We start from the raw sequence: 19,678 nt of genomic DNA on the forward strand, positions 1-19,678 counted from the left end.
GAATAGTGAACGCTTTTAAAAGTCAATCTTCAAGGCCACTTCCGAATCATCAGGTGGTGCAGGGATACGATATACTCCCCTGCAATTTAGTTTCTCCACGTTAATCCAGTCCATAAAGTCATCCCCTCCGTAACACCGCACAAAAACGGCGTATTCCAACTTACCCTCATGATCGATGGACTCTGTGTACTGGGTGAACGGGTGCTTAAAATCTAAACTCTGCAAGAAATCAGAAAATTCCCATCTCCACTCTTCCATCTGCTCTGCATATTGGTCTGGGACGTAATAATAGAAACCATCCGGCGTATAGTACGAAATTTTCATTATCATTCTCTTTACCCTCCTGCAGCTTATAGATTAGAGTTTCAAAATCTCCATGCCTTCTTTCAGTTGCTGGGATACGATTGTGTTACCCTCAATCCCCTTCGCAAGCTCCTCTTTGGTTTTATGTACGAGATAATAGGAATATTTGTGCATCAGTTCAGGTCCGGTTAACTCAATGGGTAAGTGAATTGTTTCAACGTCATCCCTGTCGAAATAGTATCGATACCCTCTCTCTGATTGTCCAACTTTCATCACCGTCTCTATGACTAATAATTCTTCACGAGTACAGCTGTTAATCAAATCTGATCTTTTCTGCTTCAAAACAGGCACTATTTCTTCACGGTCGGGGGCACGCTCAGCTTCAGCCATTTCACGCTCAATTTCCATGATTGCTCTCATTCTGCCTGCCAAGTCTATAGCCAATGGATATAACAATAAATATCCTCCTTTGTTAATATATTGTCTCGTAATCTTTGGTCCTACTCTACCGCAATAGGAGCCCCTCCGCAAACCCTCTAGAGTCTTGTGTTATCCAATCCCGATAACGATGACAGAAAAAAACAGAAAAAAGCTTCCCACCACAGTATTAGAACGTGATGAGGAGCTTTATATAATGCATATAAGCATGCTCTATTTACTTGAGGTCACTATCTTCCTAATGTCCGATATGATGCTTAGTTTCATCCAGCAGCTGCATTGTACCCATGATTAAGAACAGACATGACATAAGGATCAGTGAGCCCCCCACCCATCTGGATGTTGCCAATCGATCTGCGTTCCGTCGATATGAAGCATCGGTTACACTTCGGGGGTACACAAGAAACATCAAACCCGTGCTCATCAATAGTACAGCTATTACGATCAAAAGGATCTACCTCCTTACACATGGCTCTCCTTAGGATTATACTCCTTTTTCACCGCTCGGGATTCTCCTCCAACCAACAACTGTTTTATGCCGATAGCCAGGGTAAAAAGAATATATCCAATCATTCCACCTAATGTATTCAGCATCAGATCGTCCACATCGAATATGCCCATGCCAGTGAGCAGCTGTGTTACTTCATAGCCTAGACTTAGAAGTAGAGATGACAGAAATACGTTTGCCCCCGACAGCAGCTTGTTGCCCATCAGGAGCGGGATGAAAAACCCCAGTGGAATGAAAGCCAGCACATTGCCCAGCAGGTGGATTGCGGTACCCGGACGATGCAGTGAGAGGCTGTTCCAGTCTCTTGAGATTTCCTGAAATGGCGTCAGGTTGACGGTTCGCGTATGAATCAGGTCCGGTTGTTGAAGGAAAGCCATGAGCTGAACCCTGACTACTTCAAAGTCGACTGGACCTCCTTTAAAGAGAATCAGCTTGGTTAGTAGATATAAATAGATGATTAACATGGCGATCCAAAGGATTTTATGTTTGAACTTTGTCTGCCTCATGTTGATGAACCTCCTTTGTACAGCCCTGTTATTCCTTTACTGTGACGATGACCCCATCCATGTTATCCCCCGATATTTCATATTCACCTTGCTCAGGTATGTAAACGGTCGTATCTTTGGCGGCCAGGTAATAGCGGATATGATACTTCTCACCCTCCACTTCAACCATAATGTCCTCTTTCTCTTTTAGCAAATCCAGATACTGTTCCAGCACCAGGTTATTCTTATACATGACAGCACTATGCGGAAGTCCCACATATCGAAAGTGCCAGGGTTCATATTGAATCCCCGTGATGCTCACCTTGTCCTTTGGATAACGTAGGATAAAACCATATTTCCAAGCGTTCTTCTCGAGCCAGGCGCCTTCTGGCGCTTCATCCATGGTGGCCAGTGCGGAGCCGATATCCAGAGATAATCCGAGATTATGCTCACTGTGTCCTGCCGGAAGCGCGTAGTCTGATCCCTTTTCCCGATAAAGTTCATCCTGCTTGGCCAAGTCCCGATATCCACTGCTGATGAGAAAATAGCGCACTCCCTCTTCACCCGCTGCTTCAATCATCTTCTGAAACGCTTGGGCTACCTCTCTTGAGAGCAATATGTTCTGATCCAGCAATCCGTATCCACGGACCAAATCATCCTGCTGCGCCACATTTACAATATCGGTTCTTACGCCTTCCGGATGAACCGGATAGCTTGAATTAACAAGCAGCAAGTTGCCCTTATGTACCTGATCCTGAATATTACCCGTGACAGATACGGTATATCCGGCATGGCTTACACGTGTATCCTGAATTTCGATAGACATCTCATCCTTTTGCAGAAAAGATGCCGGCGATCTTGCAACCATATATCCAATCAAAATGATGCATATCAATAAGCCCCACTTCTTCATCCCTGCTCCTCCTTTGCCTCTTAACATCAAGGATAGAGAAAACTAGTTAAAGAAAAAGCAGGGCATTTTTAAAGTTTTTCTTAAATTTGACTGCAAACCTCATTCCAATGCGGGCAGGCGCACTTCAAATAAGGTCCGTACCACATCACTCTGAGCCGAAATGGTCCCGTCATGCTGCTCCACAATATTTCGGGCGATAAACAAACCAAGGCCTGTTCCACCCTCCTGAGGGGTCCTCGCACGATCTCCGGTGTAATACATATCGAAAATATGCGGCAAATCCTCCGGGTGAATATGCCCCCCATAGTTGATGACCTGAATGATGACCTGATCGGCATCCCGGTATCCCTTAAGATCCACATAGATGCCATCCTTGCCATGGCGTGCAGCATTAATCAGCAGGTTCTCAAACACCCGGGCGAGCAATTCACCGTCTCCAGAGATGGTCAATTCCGATTCGATCGTTAACCGGGTGACCAGGCGATTTTTCTCAAATACCGGATACAACTCTTCATTCATCTGCTTCAGCAGCTCGCTGAGATCAAGCCGCGTTTTCTGTATGGGCAGCATGCCATAATTCATCCGGGTAATTTCAAATAAATCATCAATCAGCTTCTCCAGACGCTGGGACTTGGTAAATGCAATCGACGTAAAGTGCCGAACCTGCTCCTCTGTCAGCTGATCATCCTTCATGAGCAGATCCAAATATCCAAGTACAGAAGTCAGTGGTGTTCGCAGGTCATGCGCCAGATTCACGACGAGCTGGTCCTTGCTGGTTTCGGCAAAATCCCCCCGTTCGACCGCTTCCCTAAGCTTCTCACTCGCCAAATTCACATCCTCTGCGATTGTACCCAATTCATCCTTCGAAGAAATCTGCACACGATGCTGGAAGTCTCCATTCGCCAAATGCCTGATCCCTGTGGAAATGTCCTTAAAATAGGTCACGTAGGGCTTGGTAAACCAGAAGAAAAATAGAATGGCGAGTGGGATGAACAGGAGCAGGAAGAAATAGATATCTCCAATACTTTTCATAAAATGACGATATTCAGCAAGCTGATCTTCTGCCCGCACACCCGAATAATAAGCCTGCAAAAGCTTGTAAATTCCATAGGTGATAGCGCCAGAGGCAAGCATGCTCAGACCCAGCAGCATAATCATGGTTGTGCGAAAACTTCTTCGTTTAGTCATTAAACGTATACCCCACACCCCAGATCGTTTTGATAAACTTGTTCTTGTCCAGATCTTCTCCGAGCTTTTTGCGCAGGGTTCGAATATGAACCATTACCGTATTGCCGCTCTCGTAATAGGCCTCTCCCCATACCTGTTCAAAAATGCTTTCCGCGCTGAACACCTGCTTGGGGTGGCTTGCGAGCAGATACAGAATATCGAACTCCTTCGGTGTTAGTTCCACTGGTTTGCCGTAGAGTGTAACGCTATGCTGATCCGGCGCGATGACGAGTCCGCCCTTCTCCAGAATGGAGCGCTGGACAGGTGCAGACTGGCTGAATTGCAAGGAACGGCGCAGCTGGGAGTTCACCCGGGCAACGAGTTCCATTGGATTGAACGGCTTGGTCATATAATCATCGGCACCCATCACGAGACCCGTTATTTTGTCCATATCCGACGTTTTGGCACTCAGGAAAATGATCGGCATGTGGTGCTGTTCCCGGATTTTGCGGGTGACCTCATAACCGTCCATGCCTGGCATCATAATGTCGAGGACTGCCAGATCGATTGCTTGCGTCTGGATAGCGTTCAGGGCCGCCTTGCCATCATATGCCTTGACGATGTGATATCCTTCTTTTTGCAAATGCAAAGCAACCAGATCAGCGATCTCAACTTCATCGTCCGCAATCAGAATTGTAATTCGCTTCATTGCTTATCCCACTCCTATATGTGATGCTCAACAATATAACATATCTGAATCCAACATATAAATCATTGAGAGGAAACCTTTTTTATGAAATTGGACCGTTTATTAGCCATCGTTGTGCTGCTAATCAATCGCGGCCGTGTACAGGCCAAGGATCTGGCAGACACGTTTGAAGTCTCCATCCGTACCATTTATCGTGACATTGATACCCTGGGGCAGGCAGGCATTCCTGTCGTGACATACCAAGGCATGAGCGGTGGCATTGGCCTTGCGGAAGGTTATCGCCTGGATCGAAACGTATTGACTGACCGGGATCTGGCCTCCATCGTGACTGCACTGCGCAGCGTCTCCACCTCTCATACCAATGTAGCACGGGAACTGTTGGTTGAGAAACTAAGCAGCATTGTGCCGGAATCCAAAAACGATGACTTTCAGGCCGACACGAATCGCTTCATTGTGGATTATTCGATGTGGACCCACCCGGAAGCACTGCAAAACAAACTGCAAATCATTGAACAGGGACTGGATCAGCTGCGTCCAATCACCTTTACCTACTGCAGTGCCGAAGGAGCACGGACTTACCGAACCGTCGACCCTCATACCCTTGTTCTGAAAAAGCACTCTTGGTACCTCTATGCGTTCTGTCATGAGCGTAATGAGTTTCGCATGTTCAAACTGGTCCGCATGCAGGACGTTACACTTGCTCATGGAAGCTTTGAACGCAAATCCATCAATCTGCAGGACAGACCCTGGCAGCAGGAGTGGGCGACTCCAGGGAACACGGTTGCCATGACGTTGAGATTCCATGCCCGTGTCCGTCATATTGCCGAAGAGTGGTTTGGCATAGAGAACGTGATTCCCGACGGCCAGGGATATTACATAAGCCAGGTGGCATTTCCGGAGGACAACTGGCTGTACGGATTCATTCTTGGCTTTGGCGCAGATGCCGAGGTATTGGAGCCTCTTCATATTCGTGATGAAATTCGCCGAATCGCAGAACAAATCGTGCAAAATTATGCTGCTCCTCCGCAAACCTGACAGACAGCTGTCCAGTTCCTCTCGTTATACTTCATCTATATTCAAGCTGTACATAACGAGGAGGAATTGTTAATGAACGTCACTGTATGCCAGAGCTGCGGAATGCCGCTGACCACCCCTGCCCAATTCGGAACGGAAGCAGATGGGAGTACAACTCGCGAATACTGCATCTATTGTTACAAAGAAGGCAAGTTCCAACAACCGAACATTACGCTGGAAGGTATGATTAAAATGTGCACCACAATCCTTAGGGAGGAAGGTACGGATGAGGACTCAGCGCGGGCCATGCTGCGCAATCAACTTCCCTTTTTGAAACGATGGCGCACTTCCAATCCTGAAGGAAAAACAACACTGGCGGTAAGAAATTCCGCAGATGACACCGAACAGCATTTTACCGATAAAGACAAGTCACTCTTAACTCAACCTGTTCGATATATTACGCTTCCCGGCAAACGCCTGGCTGGCATATCGGCCAGAACGACCAACGCAATCGAGATGAGCGGCAATGGCTGCATTCAGGGACTGTGGGACCGTTACTTCACCTCAGGGCAGCTCCCCGCTCCAGAGGCAGCCCGATATGGCTGCTACACGGATTACACCGATGGTATAAACGGGGAATACACCATACTCGTAGGTCATGAAGTTGCTGCGGATGAAACGTTACCAGCTGGCATGAACTCGATTGAATTACCACCTGCAACATACGCCGTAATCACCTCACGTAAGGGTCCAATGGCAGAAGTGGTAGGTGAAGCATGGGGCGCCGTATGGGGCTGGAACAACCAGAACGAGCGAACGTTTACCGGTGATTTCGAGCTATACGATGAACGGAGCATGGATCCTGCCAATGTTCAGGTGGATATCTATATTGCCGTAAAACCATCTACGCCAACTGCAGAAAAGTGATACATATCATTTCATTTCCGGATCAACGCTTCACAAGCCGTCCAGCTTTCTGGACGGCTTTTTTTGGTGTCACTCCCTTGTCTCACGTGTAAACACATGTAAAATCATCCCCATTGCGCTCCCGACAACCGACTATGGTACCAAGTTAGTTAGCTTCAAGGATACCTACTTCCCCAGACAATTTGTCTTATTTTCGTCACAATTGACATTTCTGAAACTGGGACTATTCACTTAACAACCGATTCGTTCCTCCCATATCCAGCCTTTATATCAGGTTCTTTACTCCTGAATTTCTCCAAAACCGTTTACATCTTCTGAATATTGGGTAAAATCACTACAATCCAATTGGAATTACGTCTAAACTTCTCGATTTCGTCTAACAAGTCACATATACCTATTCGTGCATTTGGAAGGACTATCTATCAAAATACATAGCCTTAAATTAAATAATGATAACGAGTGCTTATTCGATATTGCACCAGAGGAGGAACTAAGATGATCCGCATGCCTATTCAGCAAATGATCCCGTACCACCACCAATATCCGCGCAACACGGCGACCACTGCTCCCAAAAAGGAGAATGAGAGCACTCAAGGTCTATCCTTTCACGAGATTCTGCAGCAAAAAATGGCTCAAAAGAACGCTTCTCCTTCCATGCGATAAAATGAATATCTGACTCTATTGGAGTCTGGTTATAGAACCGTCCTTCTGCCGTTTGGCGGAGAGACGGTTATTGGCATTTGTTTAAACGCTGTACAGTTCCTAGTCGCGTTTCTATAATGGATTAAATATCTATACCACTTACAGCTCACTAAAAACAAGCATTGGCAAAGGGGATGTCATTATGATCACGATCGGCTGTTATCACGCTCACTATTCCAACATCGCACTCATTGAAGAGGCGCTAGCTCCCTATGAAGTGGAACTAGTGCATTATGTCGATCCCGGTCTGGATCGCCGCAAACAGGATGCGGACTTCACAGAGGCTGTCATCCGAGAGAAAGTATCCCAAACGTTACAGTGGATTGCCCAGTGTCATGCCGATGCCATTTTGGTCACTTGTACCCTGTTTGCGGCAGTACTGGCGCACGAAGCACAGCATGTCTCCATTCCCGTTATCGGTATTGATGATCCATTGCTGCAGAAGCTGCAGCAGGATTCCCAGGAATACATTCTTGCTTTTACCAATCCGGCAACCGTTGAAGGAACGATGGCGCGGGTGAATGAAGCACTACAGCAGGGTGAAACCAGCGAGCAGGCAAACGTTGCCGATGTATCGAGAACGAAGGCCGCAGTAATACCTGGAACATTTGAGCTGATCATGCGAGGCGATAAGGAAGGTTATATGAAAGCGGTGAGTACCGGATTGCAGCAACTCGCTGCACAGTCACCTGAGAAAAAAGTTGTAGCTGCTCAGCTGTCTATGGCTCCCGCAGCTGCACGTGCTTCAGCAAATACGGGTACGGAGATTTACAGCCCGCTTGCATCGCTGGCATCGTATTTGGAGCAGCAATTGAACATCGGCCGACATTAAAGTTATCCTGCGAAGTATTCGCTGGCCTGCCTTTTTTGTTGCAGCTAATTTTTATTATATTTCCCTGTAGCGAAACAAGTAAAAAGCCGCTTCTCTCCCAACAGTGGAGAGAACGGCTTTCATGCTTCTTAGACCGCCCAAATTGCGCTGTAACGACCCTTAGGATCGGGTCCGGTATTCCTCGGCCTTCTCCTGCATCCCGGCCGCTACAGCCTCATTCTCGGACAAGCCTTTGTCTGCGGCAAAGGCACGAATATCCTGCGTAATGCGCATACTGCAGAACTTCGGCCCACACATGGAGCAGAAATGTGCCTCCTTGGCTCCTTCAGCAGGCAATGTCTCATCATGGTAGGACAGCGCACGTTCCGGGTCCAGTGACAGGTTGAACTGGTCCCGCCAGCGGAATTCGAAGCGAGCCTTAGACAGCGCGTCATCCCGGCGCTGGGCACGCGGATGGCCTTTGGCCAAATCAGCGGCATGTGCCGCAATTTTGTAGGCGATGACACCCTCCCGGACATCATCCTTGTTCGGCAAGCCCAGATGTTCCTTTGGCGTGACATAACAGAGCATGGACGTTCCAAACCAGCCAATCATCGCCGCACCAATGGCTGAGGTAATATGGTCATATCCTGGTGCAATATCGGTCGTCAGCGGTCCAAGTGTATAGAACGGTGCCTCCTTGCAGATCTCCATCTGCAGATCGACATTCTCCTTAATCTTGTGCATCGGCACATGTCCCGGCCCCTCAATCATCACCTGCACATCATGCTTCCACGCAATCTGTGTCAGTTCACCGAGTGTAGCAAGTTCAGCCATCTGGGCTTCGTCATTGGCATCATAGATGCTGCCTGGACGAAGTCCGTCTCCGAGCGAGAAGGCTACATCATACCTTTTCATGATTTCACAGATTTCCTCAAAATGCGTATATAAAAAATTCTCCTGATGATGTGCAAGGCACCATGCCGCCATAATGGAACCGCCTCTTGAAACAATGCCGGTCATCCGTTTGGCCGTCATCGGAATATAACGCAGCAGCACGCCTGCGTGGATCGTAAAGTAATCCACACCCTGCTCGGCCTGCTCAATAAGCGTGTCCCGGTACAATTCCCAGGTAAGTGCCTCGGCTTCGCCATTCACCTTCTCCAGCGCTTGATACAGCGGCACCGTGCCGATCGGTACCGGGGAATTGCGGATAATCCATTCCCGTGTGGTATGGATGTCCTTGCCCGTGGAGAGATCCATCACCGTATCGGACCCCCAGCGTACCGCCCAGGTCATTTTCTCCACTTCTTCTTCGATCGAAGAAGATACGGCAGAGTTACCGATATTCGCATTGATTTTCACGTGAAAGTGACGCCCGATCAGCATCGGTTCGCTCTCCGGATGATTGATATTCGATGGCAGAATGGCCCTGCCGCTCGCCAGCTCCTGCCGCACGAATTCCGGCTCCACTCCCTCACGAATGGCGGCGAACTCCATTTCCGGCGTAATCATGCCCTGCCTCGCATAATGCATTTGGGTGACACAGCGTCCGGATTGTGCACGCAGCGGTTGGCCGCGGAGTCCCGGATATTGTTCAGCTCCGGTTCGCTTCCCTCCAGGCTTCAGCCCGTTATCCTCCGGTTTGACGGTACGGCCCTGATATGCCTCTACATCATTCCGTTCTGTGATCCAGCGCGTACGTAGGGCTGGCAGGCCTGCCCGGATATCGGCGTGGAATCCGGGATCCGTCATAGGGCCGCTCGTATCGTACACGCGCAGCGGCTCGTTATGCTCCACCCCTTGGGGCGTATTCGTGTCATGAAGGGCAATTTCACGCTCCGGTACGGCAATGTCGGGCCGTGAGCCCTGAATGTATACTTTGCGGCTGCCAGGAAACGGCTGAACCCGTCCTGCGGCCCCTGCTTCCTTTTCCAACACCTCTCCAGAATGTTCCTGTCCTGTTGTTCTGTTGTTCGTATTCATCGCTACCTCTTCCTCCTCATTGGTCGTCCCATGAATGGGCTCGTTAGATCACTCGTGCACCCTTCCATATCATCCACGCAAGAAAAGAAAGAGCGGCCAACTTCCGAAGAAAGAACATACAGCGGCATAGCGCAGACGGATTCTGGCATAGGTGGGTTATACCCAACTCCAACTCCAGCTCCGCCGCAACAAGAGATCGCGCCCCTCTGCAGCGGCTGAACGCTTGACACTGTATATAAAAAAGCCGGTTCCCGAGGGAACCGGCTCATGTCCATCACCCATAACAAGCCTGATGCCAAGCTCCTTCAAGTGGAGACATGCCAAAGGCTGTATTATGCAGGTGTTCGTGGTTATATCGCCGATTACTTCCCTACGCTGGTATGATCCAGATCAGGTGCAAAGGGTCCAGAATCTCATGCGATTCCGTCTCAGTCCGGACAATTCGGACTCCCCCAGTAACGTTAACAAGTTGCGGTATGTGTACCGCAGTTCCATATTCAATTCAATCCAGCCACGCTGGGCTGTCCATTACAGACTATCGCAAGCCAGTCAGAAAAACAACCCTTTATCTTCCATCCATGCCGGATCAGGACAACATGAGGCCCATCTGCGCAGCTGCTTCCTTCAGCACTGGTGCATATTCGTGCAAAGTTTCCTGGGACAAGCGACTAACGGGGCCGGATACGGATAACGCAGCAGCAATATTTCCCTTCCGATCCATAATGGGCACGGACACTGCAGCCGCTCCAGGCTCACGTTCTTCGTAGCTGGTCGCATATCCATTCTCCCGGATATCTCCCATCTGGGCCAGGTAAACTTCGGGATCGATAAATACGGGCCATTCCGGGCCATTCATCAGTTCCTCCCGGTCCTCTTCTGTCGCAAATGCCATCAGCACCTTGCTGGACGCCCCTACGGATAGGGGCAGACGTACGCCAACCGGGGCCACCCGCCGGATCGCCTGATCACTCTGAACAGCCTGAATACGGATACGCTCACTGCCATCCCGCAGGTACAGACTGACCGTCTCTCCCAGACGATCTCTGAGCCGCTCCATCGCAGGAAGCAGCAAAATGGCAGGATCATCACTGCGGGACATATGAGCCGACAGCTCCCAGATCCGAATGCCGAGCCTGTATTTCTCTGTCGCCGCATCGCGAATGACGAACCCCTTCTCCTCGAGCGTCGCCATCAGACGATGAACCGTACTTTTGTGCAAACCAATCTGGCTGGCAATTTCGGTGAGTCCCAGATCGCTCCGGGTGGTAAAACACAATAATATATCCAGCGCCCGTTCCACAGCACGGACGGTTAATTTACGGTCTTCCATGGCATAATGCCCTCCTCATGTTTCATCACATGAAACTTGGTTACATAAATTATATGAGAAACAATCTCATCTGTAAACCAAAATGCACCAAATCATGACGGTAAGAAGTGTAAATATTTTCTTTTTATAAGACTAAATCCCCTGCAATTTGCACCATCAGGAAATGTTACCCATATATCTTTCGGACTATATAACAATTGCGTAACAAATGCCTCCAATCAATTGACTTTGACTATATGGAAACATACGATAAAGATATAAAGTCAAGATTTTGCTGCACAAGCTAGCAAGGACACCAAGACATTTTATCCGATCTGAACTCGTTGTTATCTTCAATTGATCTTAATAAGGAGGGGCAATCATGTTTCCGACATCCCAGAGCGAAGCCCCGCTGCAAACGAAAGTGTCCGATCTGCCTTCTTCGTTATCACCGAGGCTGATCCGGTTCAAACATATTATCGTAGCGTTGCTGCTCTCCGTTGTATTTTTTCTGCTCTTTTGTTTCATTGCCTTACACGGCTATATTGCCTGGGTATTATCCAACCCGACCGTAGCCCCCGTGTTCTCCAATCCGATGCAGGCCAAGAACATGAAGTACGAGGATATCACGTTCCCGGCAGCAGATGGCAGCCGTACGATGCAGGGCTGGTATATCCCCGCAGACACGGAAGTCAACAAAACAATCATCTTCAGTCATGGATATGGGGCCAACCGGGAGGAAACCTGGGTTCCCATGTATGACCTGGCTCACTATGCGCACCAGCTCGGGTTCAATGTAGTGATGTTTGACTATGGTTTCGCCTCACAGGTGAACAAGGCAGTCGCTACAGGGGGCAAAGCTGAGTCCCAGCAATTGCTTGGTGCAATTCAGTTTGCCAAGCAGCGCGGTGCTCAGGAGCTTGTCGTCTGGGGATTCTCCATGGGCGCAGGCACAGCATTACAGACTGGGCTGCTTACCGAGAACGTGGATGCCATGATTCTCGACAGCACCTTCCTGCTGGAGCCGGATACGCTGTATCACAACATTCATAACCAGATCGATCTGCCGCGACAACCCACCCTGCAGATCATGAATCTGTTATTCCCGGTTCTGAATGGCACCGGATTACAGCAGATTCCGTATCAGGAAGTCAAAAAGAAAGATTATCCGTTCCCGATCTTCTTCATTCACGGTACGGAGGATGAGAAGGCTCCATATCCCATCGCGGAGTTTCTCGCCGCCAACCAGACCAACGCCTACTCAGAGGAATGGATCGTGCAAGATGCACATCATGAGTTGATCTTCCGGGAACATCCGAAGGAGTATCTCCGCCGTGTCTCCACGTTCCTGAGTCATGTGACGAAGACAAGCAGCGATGATGTGGAAAATACCAATACCGGAGAATAGAATCTTCCAGTGACCAAGAGCCCCTATGGGGCTCTTTTTTTTATGCACACATAGGACAACATGGCAGGAGAATATACTTTTGGGACGATTATAAATGGTGTTCACACGGTATCCCTTAAAGGGCTGATATTACATTTTAATTGAATGGAGGTTTGCCGCATATGAATTGGTCTGGCTATGGACCCTTGCTGCCTCTGCGCATCCTGGAGGAGATCCGATTCTGGAAAGAGCAGGAGAAGGAGCATACGCTCGTTATTCGGGCACTGGTTCCCGATCTGGAGCCCTCTTATGTGAAGCTGCTTGAGGAATGGGCGACGACGTTTGGAAATAGCGAGAAAGTAGCCAATCAGCTGCTAAAACAGCTTTTACCCGGAACCCACCCTCCGGCACCTTACATCATCGGCTGTGTGGAACAGCTTGTCGCCTCTGCACGTTCACAATCGCGGGAGTTCATCAGGCAGCTGTATGTTCTGCTTGAGCAAAGCGCTGCTGTGCAGGCTGTCCCGCTCGCCAAGGCAGTCATTCTGCACTTTATCCGTGAATCGGAGTATTTCCTTGGCGTACTCGATACTTTGATTCAGCCTGGTGTCATGCGGGATTCGGCAAGTGATGCACCTTTTTCATTGGAAAAGTATGTTCAATTATCGGGGCACTCCGAGCGTGAAGCAGCCGAAGAGTCGCCTTCCATCGGTGGTAAGGCTAACCCTCCGGCTCCTTCATCACAGGTGCAGTCTTCAGATGTCTCCGGTCTGTCGGCTTCTTCAGATGCCATAGAGAGCATCACCTTACCTTCTACACCTCCTGTGAAGGAGAAACCTGTTCCGATTGGAGGACACACCCTGCCTCCTCTTCCCTATGCATACAACGCACTCGAACCGCATATTGACGAGATGACGATGCGCATTCATCACGATAAGCACCATCAATCCTATGTGGACGGACTCAATACAGCCGAGAAGAAACTGGCAGAGTCGCGTAAAAAGAATAATTTTGAGCTCGTCAAACATTGGGAACGGGAACTTGCCTTCAACGGGGCAGGCCATTACCTGCATACGATCTTCTGGACGATCATGAATCCCAGAGGCGGCGGTAAACCTTCCGGATTGCTTGCTGAACAGATCAAACGGGATTTTGGCAGTTATGAGGCATTCAAAAATCAATTCACCGAAGCGGCCAACAAAGTGGAAGGCAGCGGCTGGGCTCTGCTTGTCTGGAGCCCGCGGGCGCACCGTTTGGAGATTTTGCAGGCGGAGAAGCACCAGAACCTGTCCCAGTCTGACATTGTCCCCCTCCTGCCGCTGGATGTGTGGGAACATGCCTACTATCTGAAACATCAAAATGAGCGCAAGAAATATATCGAGGACTGGTGGAATGTCGTCTATTGGCCTGCGGTGGCTGAGCGTTATGAAACGGCACGCAAGCTGTTGTGGCCACCCTACTAGTACTTGATCTGAAATGGGAACATGAAAAAAAGAGATATCTCCAGCCGGTAGACTGCCAGATATCTCTTTTAAATTTGCAATAAAAAAGCAAGCCTCTTGATTCAAGAAGACTTGCTTGTAGTTGGATAGGTCCTCTGACGTACTCTGCTATACTAGGATGCACAGCCCTCGCACGCAACATAGTTGTCCCCAACCTGTTTGCTAATGGCAATCAGATCACCCAGCTTGATATCTTCCTCACCCGTGAACTCCAGATCGGCAATACGTGCAACGATCAGAGCCGCAGCCTCTTCCTTGCTTGTTGCCATTTGGCTGAATTCAGACTTTTCGCCTGAAGAAACAACCTCATATTCAAATGTATATCTCAATGTTTCCATCTTGGCACTCTCCTTCCGAAATCACATCATATCATCTCTATTAACCAATTCCAAGTGTCCTCGAACGATACTAATCGTAGCGCAGCTTCATCTGCTCTGCCGTCCGTCTGACCGCCTCCCGATCAACGGACAATACACGGCCAGTCTCAGCCAGAGGGTATCGATTGCGAAGCGTACGGACCAGGGAAGCGGTGTAAGCAGCTGTAGAAGGCACTCCTGCCAGCTCATGCAGACTCGCCATCGTGCCGGGACGAACATCGGGATACCCTTCCTCTAAGCCGTCTGCTGCATACTGATAGAACCTGCGTACATCTGCCGCCAGCTTATCTCCATGCCCCTCGACGATAATAAAAGCCGTAATAATATAAGCCTTCGCCTGCCTTCGCTGGGCAATACCGCAAAATTTCAGTCCGCCGACACTGACATCATAGTCACCCGGGCAGAATGCACCCTCGATCTCTCCGGTTTGTGCATGATTTGACCATGGCGTTAACGACTCGGCAATAAGAGCAGCCATCTCGCGGAAGTCATCGTGAATATTGATGGCGCGAGCCGGGTTAGGCAAAATCAGTGAAATGTTAACCACACCCGGGTGAAGAGGAACAGCAGCACCTCCCGAGGGACGAACACAGACCGCTGTTCCCTGTCTTCTGATACCTTCCATTACCTCTGCTGCCTTTGGAAGTCGGCGGTCCCGCAGCCCTGCAACAAAGGCATCCGGATGGCGCCATATATGGGCTACCGGCAAATGGCCTTCGCCTACACGGCGGCACATCACCTCTTCCCATGCAAATGCCTCAAGAACACTGCTTCCCTGCCGGAGCAATGGTGTTTCCCAGATCTGTATACGATGCAGCCTGGATGACGAGTTGAACTGAAGCGATTGCTCTGATCCCGGCTGTCCGGGTGCATCTGAATTGAACGGTATACTCATATTAGGTAGCCTCCGACTAAACGAATCTGAACCAGAATAGATCAAGGACAGGATTATAAAAATCGCTGGATGTATACAAAATGCTCATATAAATAAATAAGCCGGTTCCCAGGGAACTCGGCTTATTAGGTGAATCATTCAATGGTTGGACACGGCTTGTCCAGTTCGGGTCTTAGTCCTTAACCAGAGACAGAAACTCGGCACGCTGTGCCGTATTGTCCCGGAAGGAACCGCGGACCGCGGATGTTACCGTTTTGCTGCCAGGCTTCTTCACGCCGCGGGAACACATGCACAAGTGCTCACCTTCCACAACGACCATGACACCATGCGGTTCAACGGCCTCGTTCAAAATGTCGGCAATCTGTGAAGTGATACGCTCCTGTACCTGGAGACGACGGGTAACCGCCTCCACCAAACGGGCCATTTTGCTCAATCCGACGATTTTGCCGCTGGGTACATATCCAATATGCACTTTGCCGAAGAAGGGTGCCATATGATGCTCACACTGGCTGTAATAGACAATGTCCTTCACAATGACAAGCTCTTCATGATTCTCGTCAAACGTCACGCCGAGTACATCGCGCGGGTCCACTTCATACCCGCCAAAAATCTCTTCATACATCCGGGTTACGCGTGCAGGCGTCTCAAGCAGCCCTTCTCGCGTACTATCTTCTCCGATCAGTTTGAGGATCTGTTCCACATGGTACTCGATCTTCTCCCGATTGTCAGATACTTTTGAATTCAAATAATCTTTCACGCCAGCCACTGCCAAACGCCTCCTTTCGAACCCCTTGGTGTAAGCATTCTTTTCACTTCAGCATGATGCATAATCGATTATGCAATTTGCTTGCTTACAACTATTATTTTCGGCGGCCCGAGTTTTTACGCGCAGGATGTTGCCCCGGCTGAGGCATCTTCGCTCCAGGCTGCTGGTTCTTCATCATCTGCTGGGCGCGCTGCATTTGCTTGCCATTCAGGTTATAACCCATCTGCTTCGCCATTTTCTGAAGCATGTCGGGATCGCTTTGCATTTTCTCGAGTTGTTTACGCAAGTAGTACACCCCGATGAAAAATCCCCCGACCAGACCTACAATCAACGTAATAATCGGTATTGCTATTTCCATCTCTTAGACACCTCTGTATGCAATCTAAAAAGCCTGATAATCCGTGTCAGCACCTGATGTTCACTTGCCTGGTTGTACACGTGTCACGGACCGGATTTCCTGAAAGTTATCATAGCATTTCCGCACGAATGGAGCAAACGGATTTTCCAGCTAATAGTTAAAAATCGTCGAACCAAAACTTCACTTCAATCTGAGGGTAAACCTCCCCTGAAGATCCATGAAAATCTAGGTCATAACCGCCTCAATGAAAACGGTCGTTTCCTTGGCCAGGTCCACTTCGATCACATCCAGATCATAACGCGTGCTGCCGCGGGCAACCCGAATGACCGGTCTGCCTGGCAGCCCCCGATGCTGCCGAACAATGACACCAGTCTCTTTGGTGGACAGCCTGACAGCTGTTCCATTCGGATATACGGACACGCTCCGATTGAATTCGATCAGAATGTCCCGATCCAGCTTCGTGCCAGACATGGCCATCATTTCTTCACATGCCTCATGCGGCAGCAGGCTTAGACCGGACGAGCCGTTGATCAGATTATCATAGATATTGGCGGCGGCGACAATTTTGGCAAACAGATGAATGTCCTTGCCCGTGATGCCCCTCGGCAACCCGGTACCGTCCACATGCTCATGATGCTGAAGGGAGGTATGTGCCACGAGCAGACTGAACTCCCGCTTGGACTTGATCACTTCAAATCCCCGCCACGTATGATGAAGGGAAGCATTCGCCGCCGAAGCGCTGCCTGGAGGCTCTCCAACTTTGCCGATATCATGAAGCAGTGCACCCACAGCCAGATCCTTCAGCTGATTGTAGTTCAAACCCAAATTGAGTCCTATCACAGAAGAAAGCAAACATACATTCATGGCATGCACGTACTGGGCGTTATCTTTGGTTCGGATATCCGTTAACTGGACTAGCAGTTCCCGCCCGTTTAATACATCGTTCAGCAGCTTGTCTATGCTAAGGGTAACCTTTTTCGGGCTCCAGTCTTTCCCGGAACGTACTGCTTCCAGCGTCATGCTCATTTCGTTAATAATAGCCCGTTTCGTGGCTTCATCCAGAATGTCTTCTGTCTCCACATCTTTATACGTTTCATCCTGGATGTACAGCATGGTTACGCCAATACGCTTCAGCGTATTAACCATAAATACGGTGAGCTGGACTCCCGCAGACAACAAGACTGTTCCGTTACCTGAATACACGGTTTTGCCCAGACACTCTCCCGCCTCCACACTTTCCACGTTTACATACTTCATGAACGTCCCCCGCTCTTACGATTGCTGCTCCAATGAGAGCAATTGCTCCTTGGTTTGCAGCCCGCCTACATAACCTACCAGGGTTCCGTCTTTGCCGCTGATGCGGTGACAGGGAATAATGATCGGAATCGGATTTTTGCTAATGGCATCCAGAACTGCGCGAACAGCTTTGGGTCTCCCGATCGTTTCTGCAACCTGCTGGTGTGATGAGGCCTCTCCATAAGATATATCGGACAGGACTTGCCATACTTGAAGCTGGAACGGTGTTCCGAGCAGATCCAGTTCCAGCTCGAAGGATTTTCGCTCCCCGGCAAAATACTGCTGCAGCTGTTTTGCAGCTTCGCTCAGCTTCTCTTCGTTTTTCTCATACCGGTACTCGCCAATCCAGGTTCTGGCCCATTGCTGCAGGTGAGCCTCACGTACATGAAATGCTCCAAAATCAATATGACAGAGTCCCTTTTCCGTAGCACACAGTGTCAGTGTACCAATTGGCGTCAGCACTTCATCATAATATACCGGCGTACCATGAAGCCCTGTTACGGCCGAAGGTTTCCACGCAGCCGCTTCCTGCTTCACGGGTTGCCAGGGCGGATTCGAATCCGTGTCGGTCGATTCATTCTTCTGTTCTTCTTGCTGCTTGTCACTCATTAGCCCAACCTGCGGCTTATCGGGTAAGGACCCGGACGAACTGAGTCGCTCCTTGGCCTTCTGCAGCATGCTTAGCACGTTTCCATCTTGTTCGTTAGCGGCAGCTTCCCCAATTGCTCTCATTGCGTCTTCTCCTCCAATTCTGCTTAACGCCCAGGCTGCGGTTCCCCGCAGCTCCGGACGCGGATCGCGCTTCAGTACCTCCGTCAGCTTCGGTACAGCGCTTTTGTCTTTGAAATTGCCGAGTGCTATGACTGCGTTGCGCTGAATCGGCTTCTTGCCCCGCCAGGCGGCAGAGCTCTGACCGAAGCGTTCCTTGAATTCGCGATTACCGATATCCAGCAGCGGTAATAGCAGCGGCTTCACAATCTCCGGATCGGGCTGCAGATCGGGATGGTGGTCCCAGTTTTTGCCCCGATTCTTCGGACAGACGATCTGACATGTATCACAACCGTACAGACGGTTGCCTATTTTCAACATAAACTCTTCGTCCACGAACCCTTTGGTCTGGGTTACAAAAGAAATACACCGCTGTGCATTCAATTGTCCCGGACCCACCAGTGCTCCAGTCGGACAGGCATCAATACATTTCGTACATTCCCCGCAATCTTCCGTCACCGGCGTATCCGGCTGGAAGGGAATGTTGGTCACCAGTTCCCCAAGATAGATCCACGATCCAAACTTAGGTGAAATGATGGAACAGTTTTTGGCACTGAAACCAATGCCTGCTCGCTGGGATACCGCTCGGTCAACAAGTGCCCCTGTGTCCACCATGCTCTCAATCATGGCTTCCGGCACCCGTTCACGTATAAAATGAACCAGCTTGTCCATTGCTTCGCGCAGCACATGGTGATAATCCCTGCCCCAGGCCGAACGGGCCAAAATGCCGCGATATGCACCAGGTTCCGACTTCGGCGGATTAACCATCTTCGATGGATATGCCACAGCGATGGCAATGAGCGAAGCGGGCTCGCCGTCCTTCAAGGCAGGACGCACCCTTTTCTCGATGTCCGGTTCTTCGAAACCGGATGCATAACCGTTGTCCCGATGCTGCTCCAGCAGCGATTTTAACGAAACAAAGGGCTCTGCCGAAGCAAAACCGACATCATCAATGCCCAGCCCGGGGGCAGCTGCCTTGATCTCCTGTTTTAACTGTTCCCACACGGAACCAGCCTGAGCCGCCCCGGTCTGTACGCTCGTCATGTTCTCTTCCCTC

21 protein-coding genes and 1 riboswitch are annotated in these 19,678 nt (G+C 49.7%); of the genes, 6 read left to right on the top strand and 15 right to left on the bottom strand.

Annotated elements, in window-relative coordinates; translation table 11 throughout:
• Positions 1–15: 15 nt before the first annotated feature.
• The 7 genes from ABGV42_RS18015 to ABGV42_RS18045 form a co-directional block, all read right to left on the bottom strand.
• A complete protein-coding gene (locus ABGV42_RS18015; protein WP_347382863.1) occupies positions 16–330 on the bottom strand; it encodes a hypothetical protein in 315 nt (104 codons plus the stop codon).
• Between the two features lie 27 nt (positions 331–357).
• Positions 358–759, bottom strand: a complete 402-nt coding sequence (locus tag ABGV42_RS18020) for a hypothetical protein (protein ID WP_347382864.1) — start codon at positions 757–759, stop codon at positions 358–360.
• A gap of 220 nt (positions 760–979) precedes the next feature.
• A complete protein-coding gene (locus ABGV42_RS18025; protein ID WP_347382865.1) occupies positions 980–1,189 on the bottom strand; it encodes a hypothetical protein in 210 nt (69 codons plus the stop codon).
• A 14-nt stretch (positions 1,190–1,203) separates the two neighbouring features.
• Positions 1,204–1,755: a VanZ family protein gene (locus ABGV42_RS18030; RefSeq protein WP_347382866.1), complete on the bottom strand. Its 552-nt coding sequence runs from the start codon at positions 1,753–1,755 to the stop codon at positions 1,204–1,206.
• A gap of 28 nt (positions 1,756–1,783) precedes the next feature.
• Positions 1,784–2,647, bottom strand: a complete 864-nt coding sequence (locus ABGV42_RS18035) for a M15 family metallopeptidase (RefSeq protein ID WP_347382867.1) — start codon at positions 2,645–2,647, stop codon at positions 1,784–1,786.
• Between the two features lie 99 nt (positions 2,648–2,746).
• On the bottom strand, positions 2,747–3,835 hold the full coding sequence (locus ABGV42_RS18040) for a HAMP domain-containing sensor histidine kinase (protein ID WP_347382868.1): 1,089 nt from the start codon (positions 3,833–3,835) through the stop codon (positions 2,747–2,749).
• A complete protein-coding gene (locus ABGV42_RS18045; protein WP_347382869.1) occupies positions 3,828–4,523 on the bottom strand; it encodes a response regulator transcription factor in 696 nt (231 codons plus the stop codon). The genes ABGV42_RS18040 and ABGV42_RS18045 overlap by 8 nt, the downstream gene beginning before the upstream one ends.
• Before the next feature lie 84 nt (positions 4,524–4,607).
• Here ABGV42_RS18045 and ABGV42_RS18050 point away from each other — a divergent pair, with 84 nt between their 5' ends.
• From ABGV42_RS18050 to ABGV42_RS18065, 4 genes are all read left to right on the top strand, one after another.
• Complete coding sequence (locus tag ABGV42_RS18050; RefSeq protein ID WP_347382870.1) at positions 4,608–5,558, top strand: helix-turn-helix transcriptional regulator; 951 nt, start codon at positions 4,608–4,610, stop codon at positions 5,556–5,558.
• 72 nt (positions 5,559–5,630) lie between these two features.
• Positions 5,631–6,464, top strand: a complete 834-nt coding sequence (locus tag ABGV42_RS18055) for a zinc ribbon domain-containing protein (protein ID WP_347382871.1) — start codon at positions 5,631–5,633, stop codon at positions 6,462–6,464.
• A gap of 495 nt (positions 6,465–6,959) precedes the next feature.
• Complete coding sequence (locus ABGV42_RS18060) at positions 6,960–7,127, top strand: hypothetical protein (RefSeq protein WP_347382872.1); 168 nt, start codon at positions 6,960–6,962, stop codon at positions 7,125–7,127.
• Positions 7,128–7,308: 181 nt separating this feature from the next.
• Positions 7,309–7,998, top strand: coding sequence for a hypothetical protein (locus ABGV42_RS18065; RefSeq protein ID WP_347382873.1), 690 nt, complete (start codon positions 7,309–7,311; stop codon positions 7,996–7,998).
• A 159-nt stretch (positions 7,999–8,157) separates the two neighbouring features.
• Here the strand turns inward: ABGV42_RS18065 and thiC are convergent, their stop codons facing one another.
• Together thiC and ABGV42_RS18075 are read right to left on the bottom strand one after the other, a co-directional pair.
• A complete protein-coding gene (gene thiC, locus ABGV42_RS18070) occupies positions 8,158–9,963 on the bottom strand; it encodes a phosphomethylpyrimidine synthase ThiC (protein WP_347382874.1) in 1,806 nt (601 codons plus the stop codon).
• 350 nt (positions 9,964–10,313) lie between these two features.
• Positions 10,314–10,427: riboswitch (TPP riboswitch) on the bottom strand.
• Between the two features lie 122 nt (positions 10,428–10,549).
• On the bottom strand, positions 10,550–11,293 hold the full coding sequence (locus ABGV42_RS18075) for an IclR family transcriptional regulator (protein ID WP_095293204.1): 744 nt from the start codon (positions 11,291–11,293) through the stop codon (positions 10,550–10,552).
• A 361-nt stretch (positions 11,294–11,654) separates the two neighbouring features.
• Here ABGV42_RS18075 and ABGV42_RS18080 point away from each other — a divergent pair, with 361 nt between their 5' ends.
• Positions 11,655–12,680, top strand: coding sequence for an alpha/beta hydrolase (locus tag ABGV42_RS18080; RefSeq protein ID WP_347382875.1), 1,026 nt, complete (start codon positions 11,655–11,657; stop codon positions 12,678–12,680).
• Positions 12,681–12,841: 161 nt separating this feature from the next.
• Entirely contained in the window at positions 12,842–14,122 is a 1,281-nt protein-coding gene (locus ABGV42_RS18085) for a Fe-Mn family superoxide dismutase (RefSeq protein ID WP_347382876.1), read from the top strand.
• A gap of 152 nt (positions 14,123–14,274) precedes the next feature.
• Here ABGV42_RS18085 and ABGV42_RS18090 read toward each other — a convergent pair whose 3' ends face one another.
• The 6 genes from ABGV42_RS18090 to queG all read right to left on the bottom strand — a co-directional run bounded on the left by ABGV42_RS18090 (position 14,275) and on the right by queG (position 19,665).
• Complete coding sequence (locus ABGV42_RS18090; protein WP_095293207.1) at positions 14,275–14,499, bottom strand: hypothetical protein; 225 nt, start codon at positions 14,497–14,499, stop codon at positions 14,275–14,277.
• Positions 14,500–14,569: 70 nt separating this feature from the next.
• Positions 14,570–15,433 carry a lipoate--protein ligase family protein gene (locus ABGV42_RS18095; RefSeq protein WP_347382877.1) on the bottom strand — a complete coding sequence of 288 codons (864 nt, stop codon included), beginning with the start codon at positions 15,431–15,433 and terminating at the stop codon, positions 14,570–14,572.
• 172 nt (positions 15,434–15,605) lie between these two features.
• Positions 15,606–16,199, bottom strand: coding sequence for a GTP cyclohydrolase I FolE (gene folE / locus ABGV42_RS18100; protein WP_095293209.1), 594 nt, complete (start codon positions 16,197–16,199; stop codon positions 15,606–15,608).
• Between the two features lie 94 nt (positions 16,200–16,293).
• Entirely contained in the window at positions 16,294–16,557 is a 264-nt protein-coding gene (locus ABGV42_RS18105) for a YneF family protein (protein ID WP_062326240.1), read from the bottom strand.
• A gap of 225 nt (positions 16,558–16,782) precedes the next feature.
• Positions 16,783–17,814 (bottom strand): HD-GYP domain-containing protein, encoded by a 1,032-nt coding sequence (locus tag ABGV42_RS18110; RefSeq protein WP_347382878.1) that lies wholly within the window; start codon positions 17,812–17,814, stop codon positions 16,783–16,785.
• A gap of 15 nt (positions 17,815–17,829) precedes the next feature.
• Entirely contained in the window at positions 17,830–19,665 is a 1,836-nt protein-coding gene (gene queG, locus ABGV42_RS18115; RefSeq protein ID WP_347382879.1) for a tRNA epoxyqueuosine(34) reductase QueG, read from the bottom strand.
• Positions 19,666–19,678: the final 13 nt, after the last annotated feature.

Origin of the sequence: Paenibacillus pabuli, assembly GCF_039831995.1 — a bacterium.
Lineage (GTDB): Bacteria > Bacillota > Bacilli > Paenibacillales > Paenibacillaceae > Paenibacillus > Paenibacillus pabuli_C.

Bases quoted from the DNA above. Each gene is read 5' to 3' on its own strand.
- ABGV42_RS18060 (WP_347382872.1), top strand. From the start codon at position 6,960: ATGATCCGCATGCCTATTCAGCAAATGATCCCGTACCACCACCAATAT.
- ABGV42_RS18105 (WP_062326240.1), bottom strand. From the start codon at position 16,557: ATGGAAATAGCAATACCGATTATTACGTTGATTGTAGGTCTGGTCGGG.
- ABGV42_RS18095 (WP_347382877.1), bottom strand. From the start codon at position 15,433: ATGAGTATACCGTTCAATTCAGATGCACCCGGACAGCCGGGATCAGAG.
- ABGV42_RS18055 (WP_347382871.1), top strand. From the start codon at position 5,631: ATGAACGTCACTGTATGCCAGAGCTGCGGAATGCCGCTGACCACCCCT.
- ABGV42_RS18110 (WP_347382878.1), bottom strand. From the start codon at position 17,814: ATGAAGTATGTAAACGTGGAAAGTGTGGAGGCGGGAGAGTGTCTGGGC.
- ABGV42_RS18035 (WP_347382867.1), bottom strand. From the start codon at position 2,647: ATGAAGAAGTGGGGCTTATTGATATGCATCATTTTGATTGGATATATG.
- ABGV42_RS18080 (WP_347382875.1), top strand. From the start codon at position 11,655: ATGTTTCCGACATCCCAGAGCGAAGCCCCGCTGCAAACGAAAGTGTCC.
- ABGV42_RS18040 (WP_347382868.1), bottom strand. From the start codon at position 3,835: ATGACTAAACGAAGAAGTTTTCGCACAACCATGATTATGCTGCTGGGT.
- ABGV42_RS18050 (WP_347382870.1), top strand. From the start codon at position 4,608: ATGAAATTGGACCGTTTATTAGCCATCGTTGTGCTGCTAATCAATCGC.
- ABGV42_RS18090 (WP_095293207.1), bottom strand. From the start codon at position 14,499: ATGGAAACATTGAGATATACATTTGAATATGAGGTTGTTTCTTCAGGC.
- ABGV42_RS18030 (WP_347382866.1), bottom strand. From the start codon at position 1,755: ATGAGGCAGACAAAGTTCAAACATAAAATCCTTTGGATCGCCATGTTA.
- queG (WP_347382879.1), bottom strand. From the start codon at position 19,665: ATGACGAGCGTACAGACCGGGGCGGCTCAGGCTGGTTCCGTGTGGGAA.
- ABGV42_RS18085 (WP_347382876.1), top strand. From the start codon at position 12,842: ATGAATTGGTCTGGCTATGGACCCTTGCTGCCTCTGCGCATCCTGGAG.
- thiC (WP_347382874.1), bottom strand. From the start codon at position 9,963: ATGAATACGAACAACAGAACAACAGGACAGGAACATTCTGGAGAGGTG.
- ABGV42_RS18065 (WP_347382873.1), top strand. From the start codon at position 7,309: ATGATCACGATCGGCTGTTATCACGCTCACTATTCCAACATCGCACTC.
- ABGV42_RS18045 (WP_347382869.1), bottom strand. From the start codon at position 4,523: ATGAAGCGAATTACAATTCTGATTGCGGACGATGAAGTTGAGATCGCT.
- ABGV42_RS18075 (WP_095293204.1), bottom strand. From the start codon at position 11,293: ATGGAAGACCGTAAATTAACCGTCCGTGCTGTGGAACGGGCGCTGGAT.
- ABGV42_RS18015 (WP_347382863.1), bottom strand. From the start codon at position 330: ATGATAATGAAAATTTCGTACTATACGCCGGATGGTTTCTATTATTAC.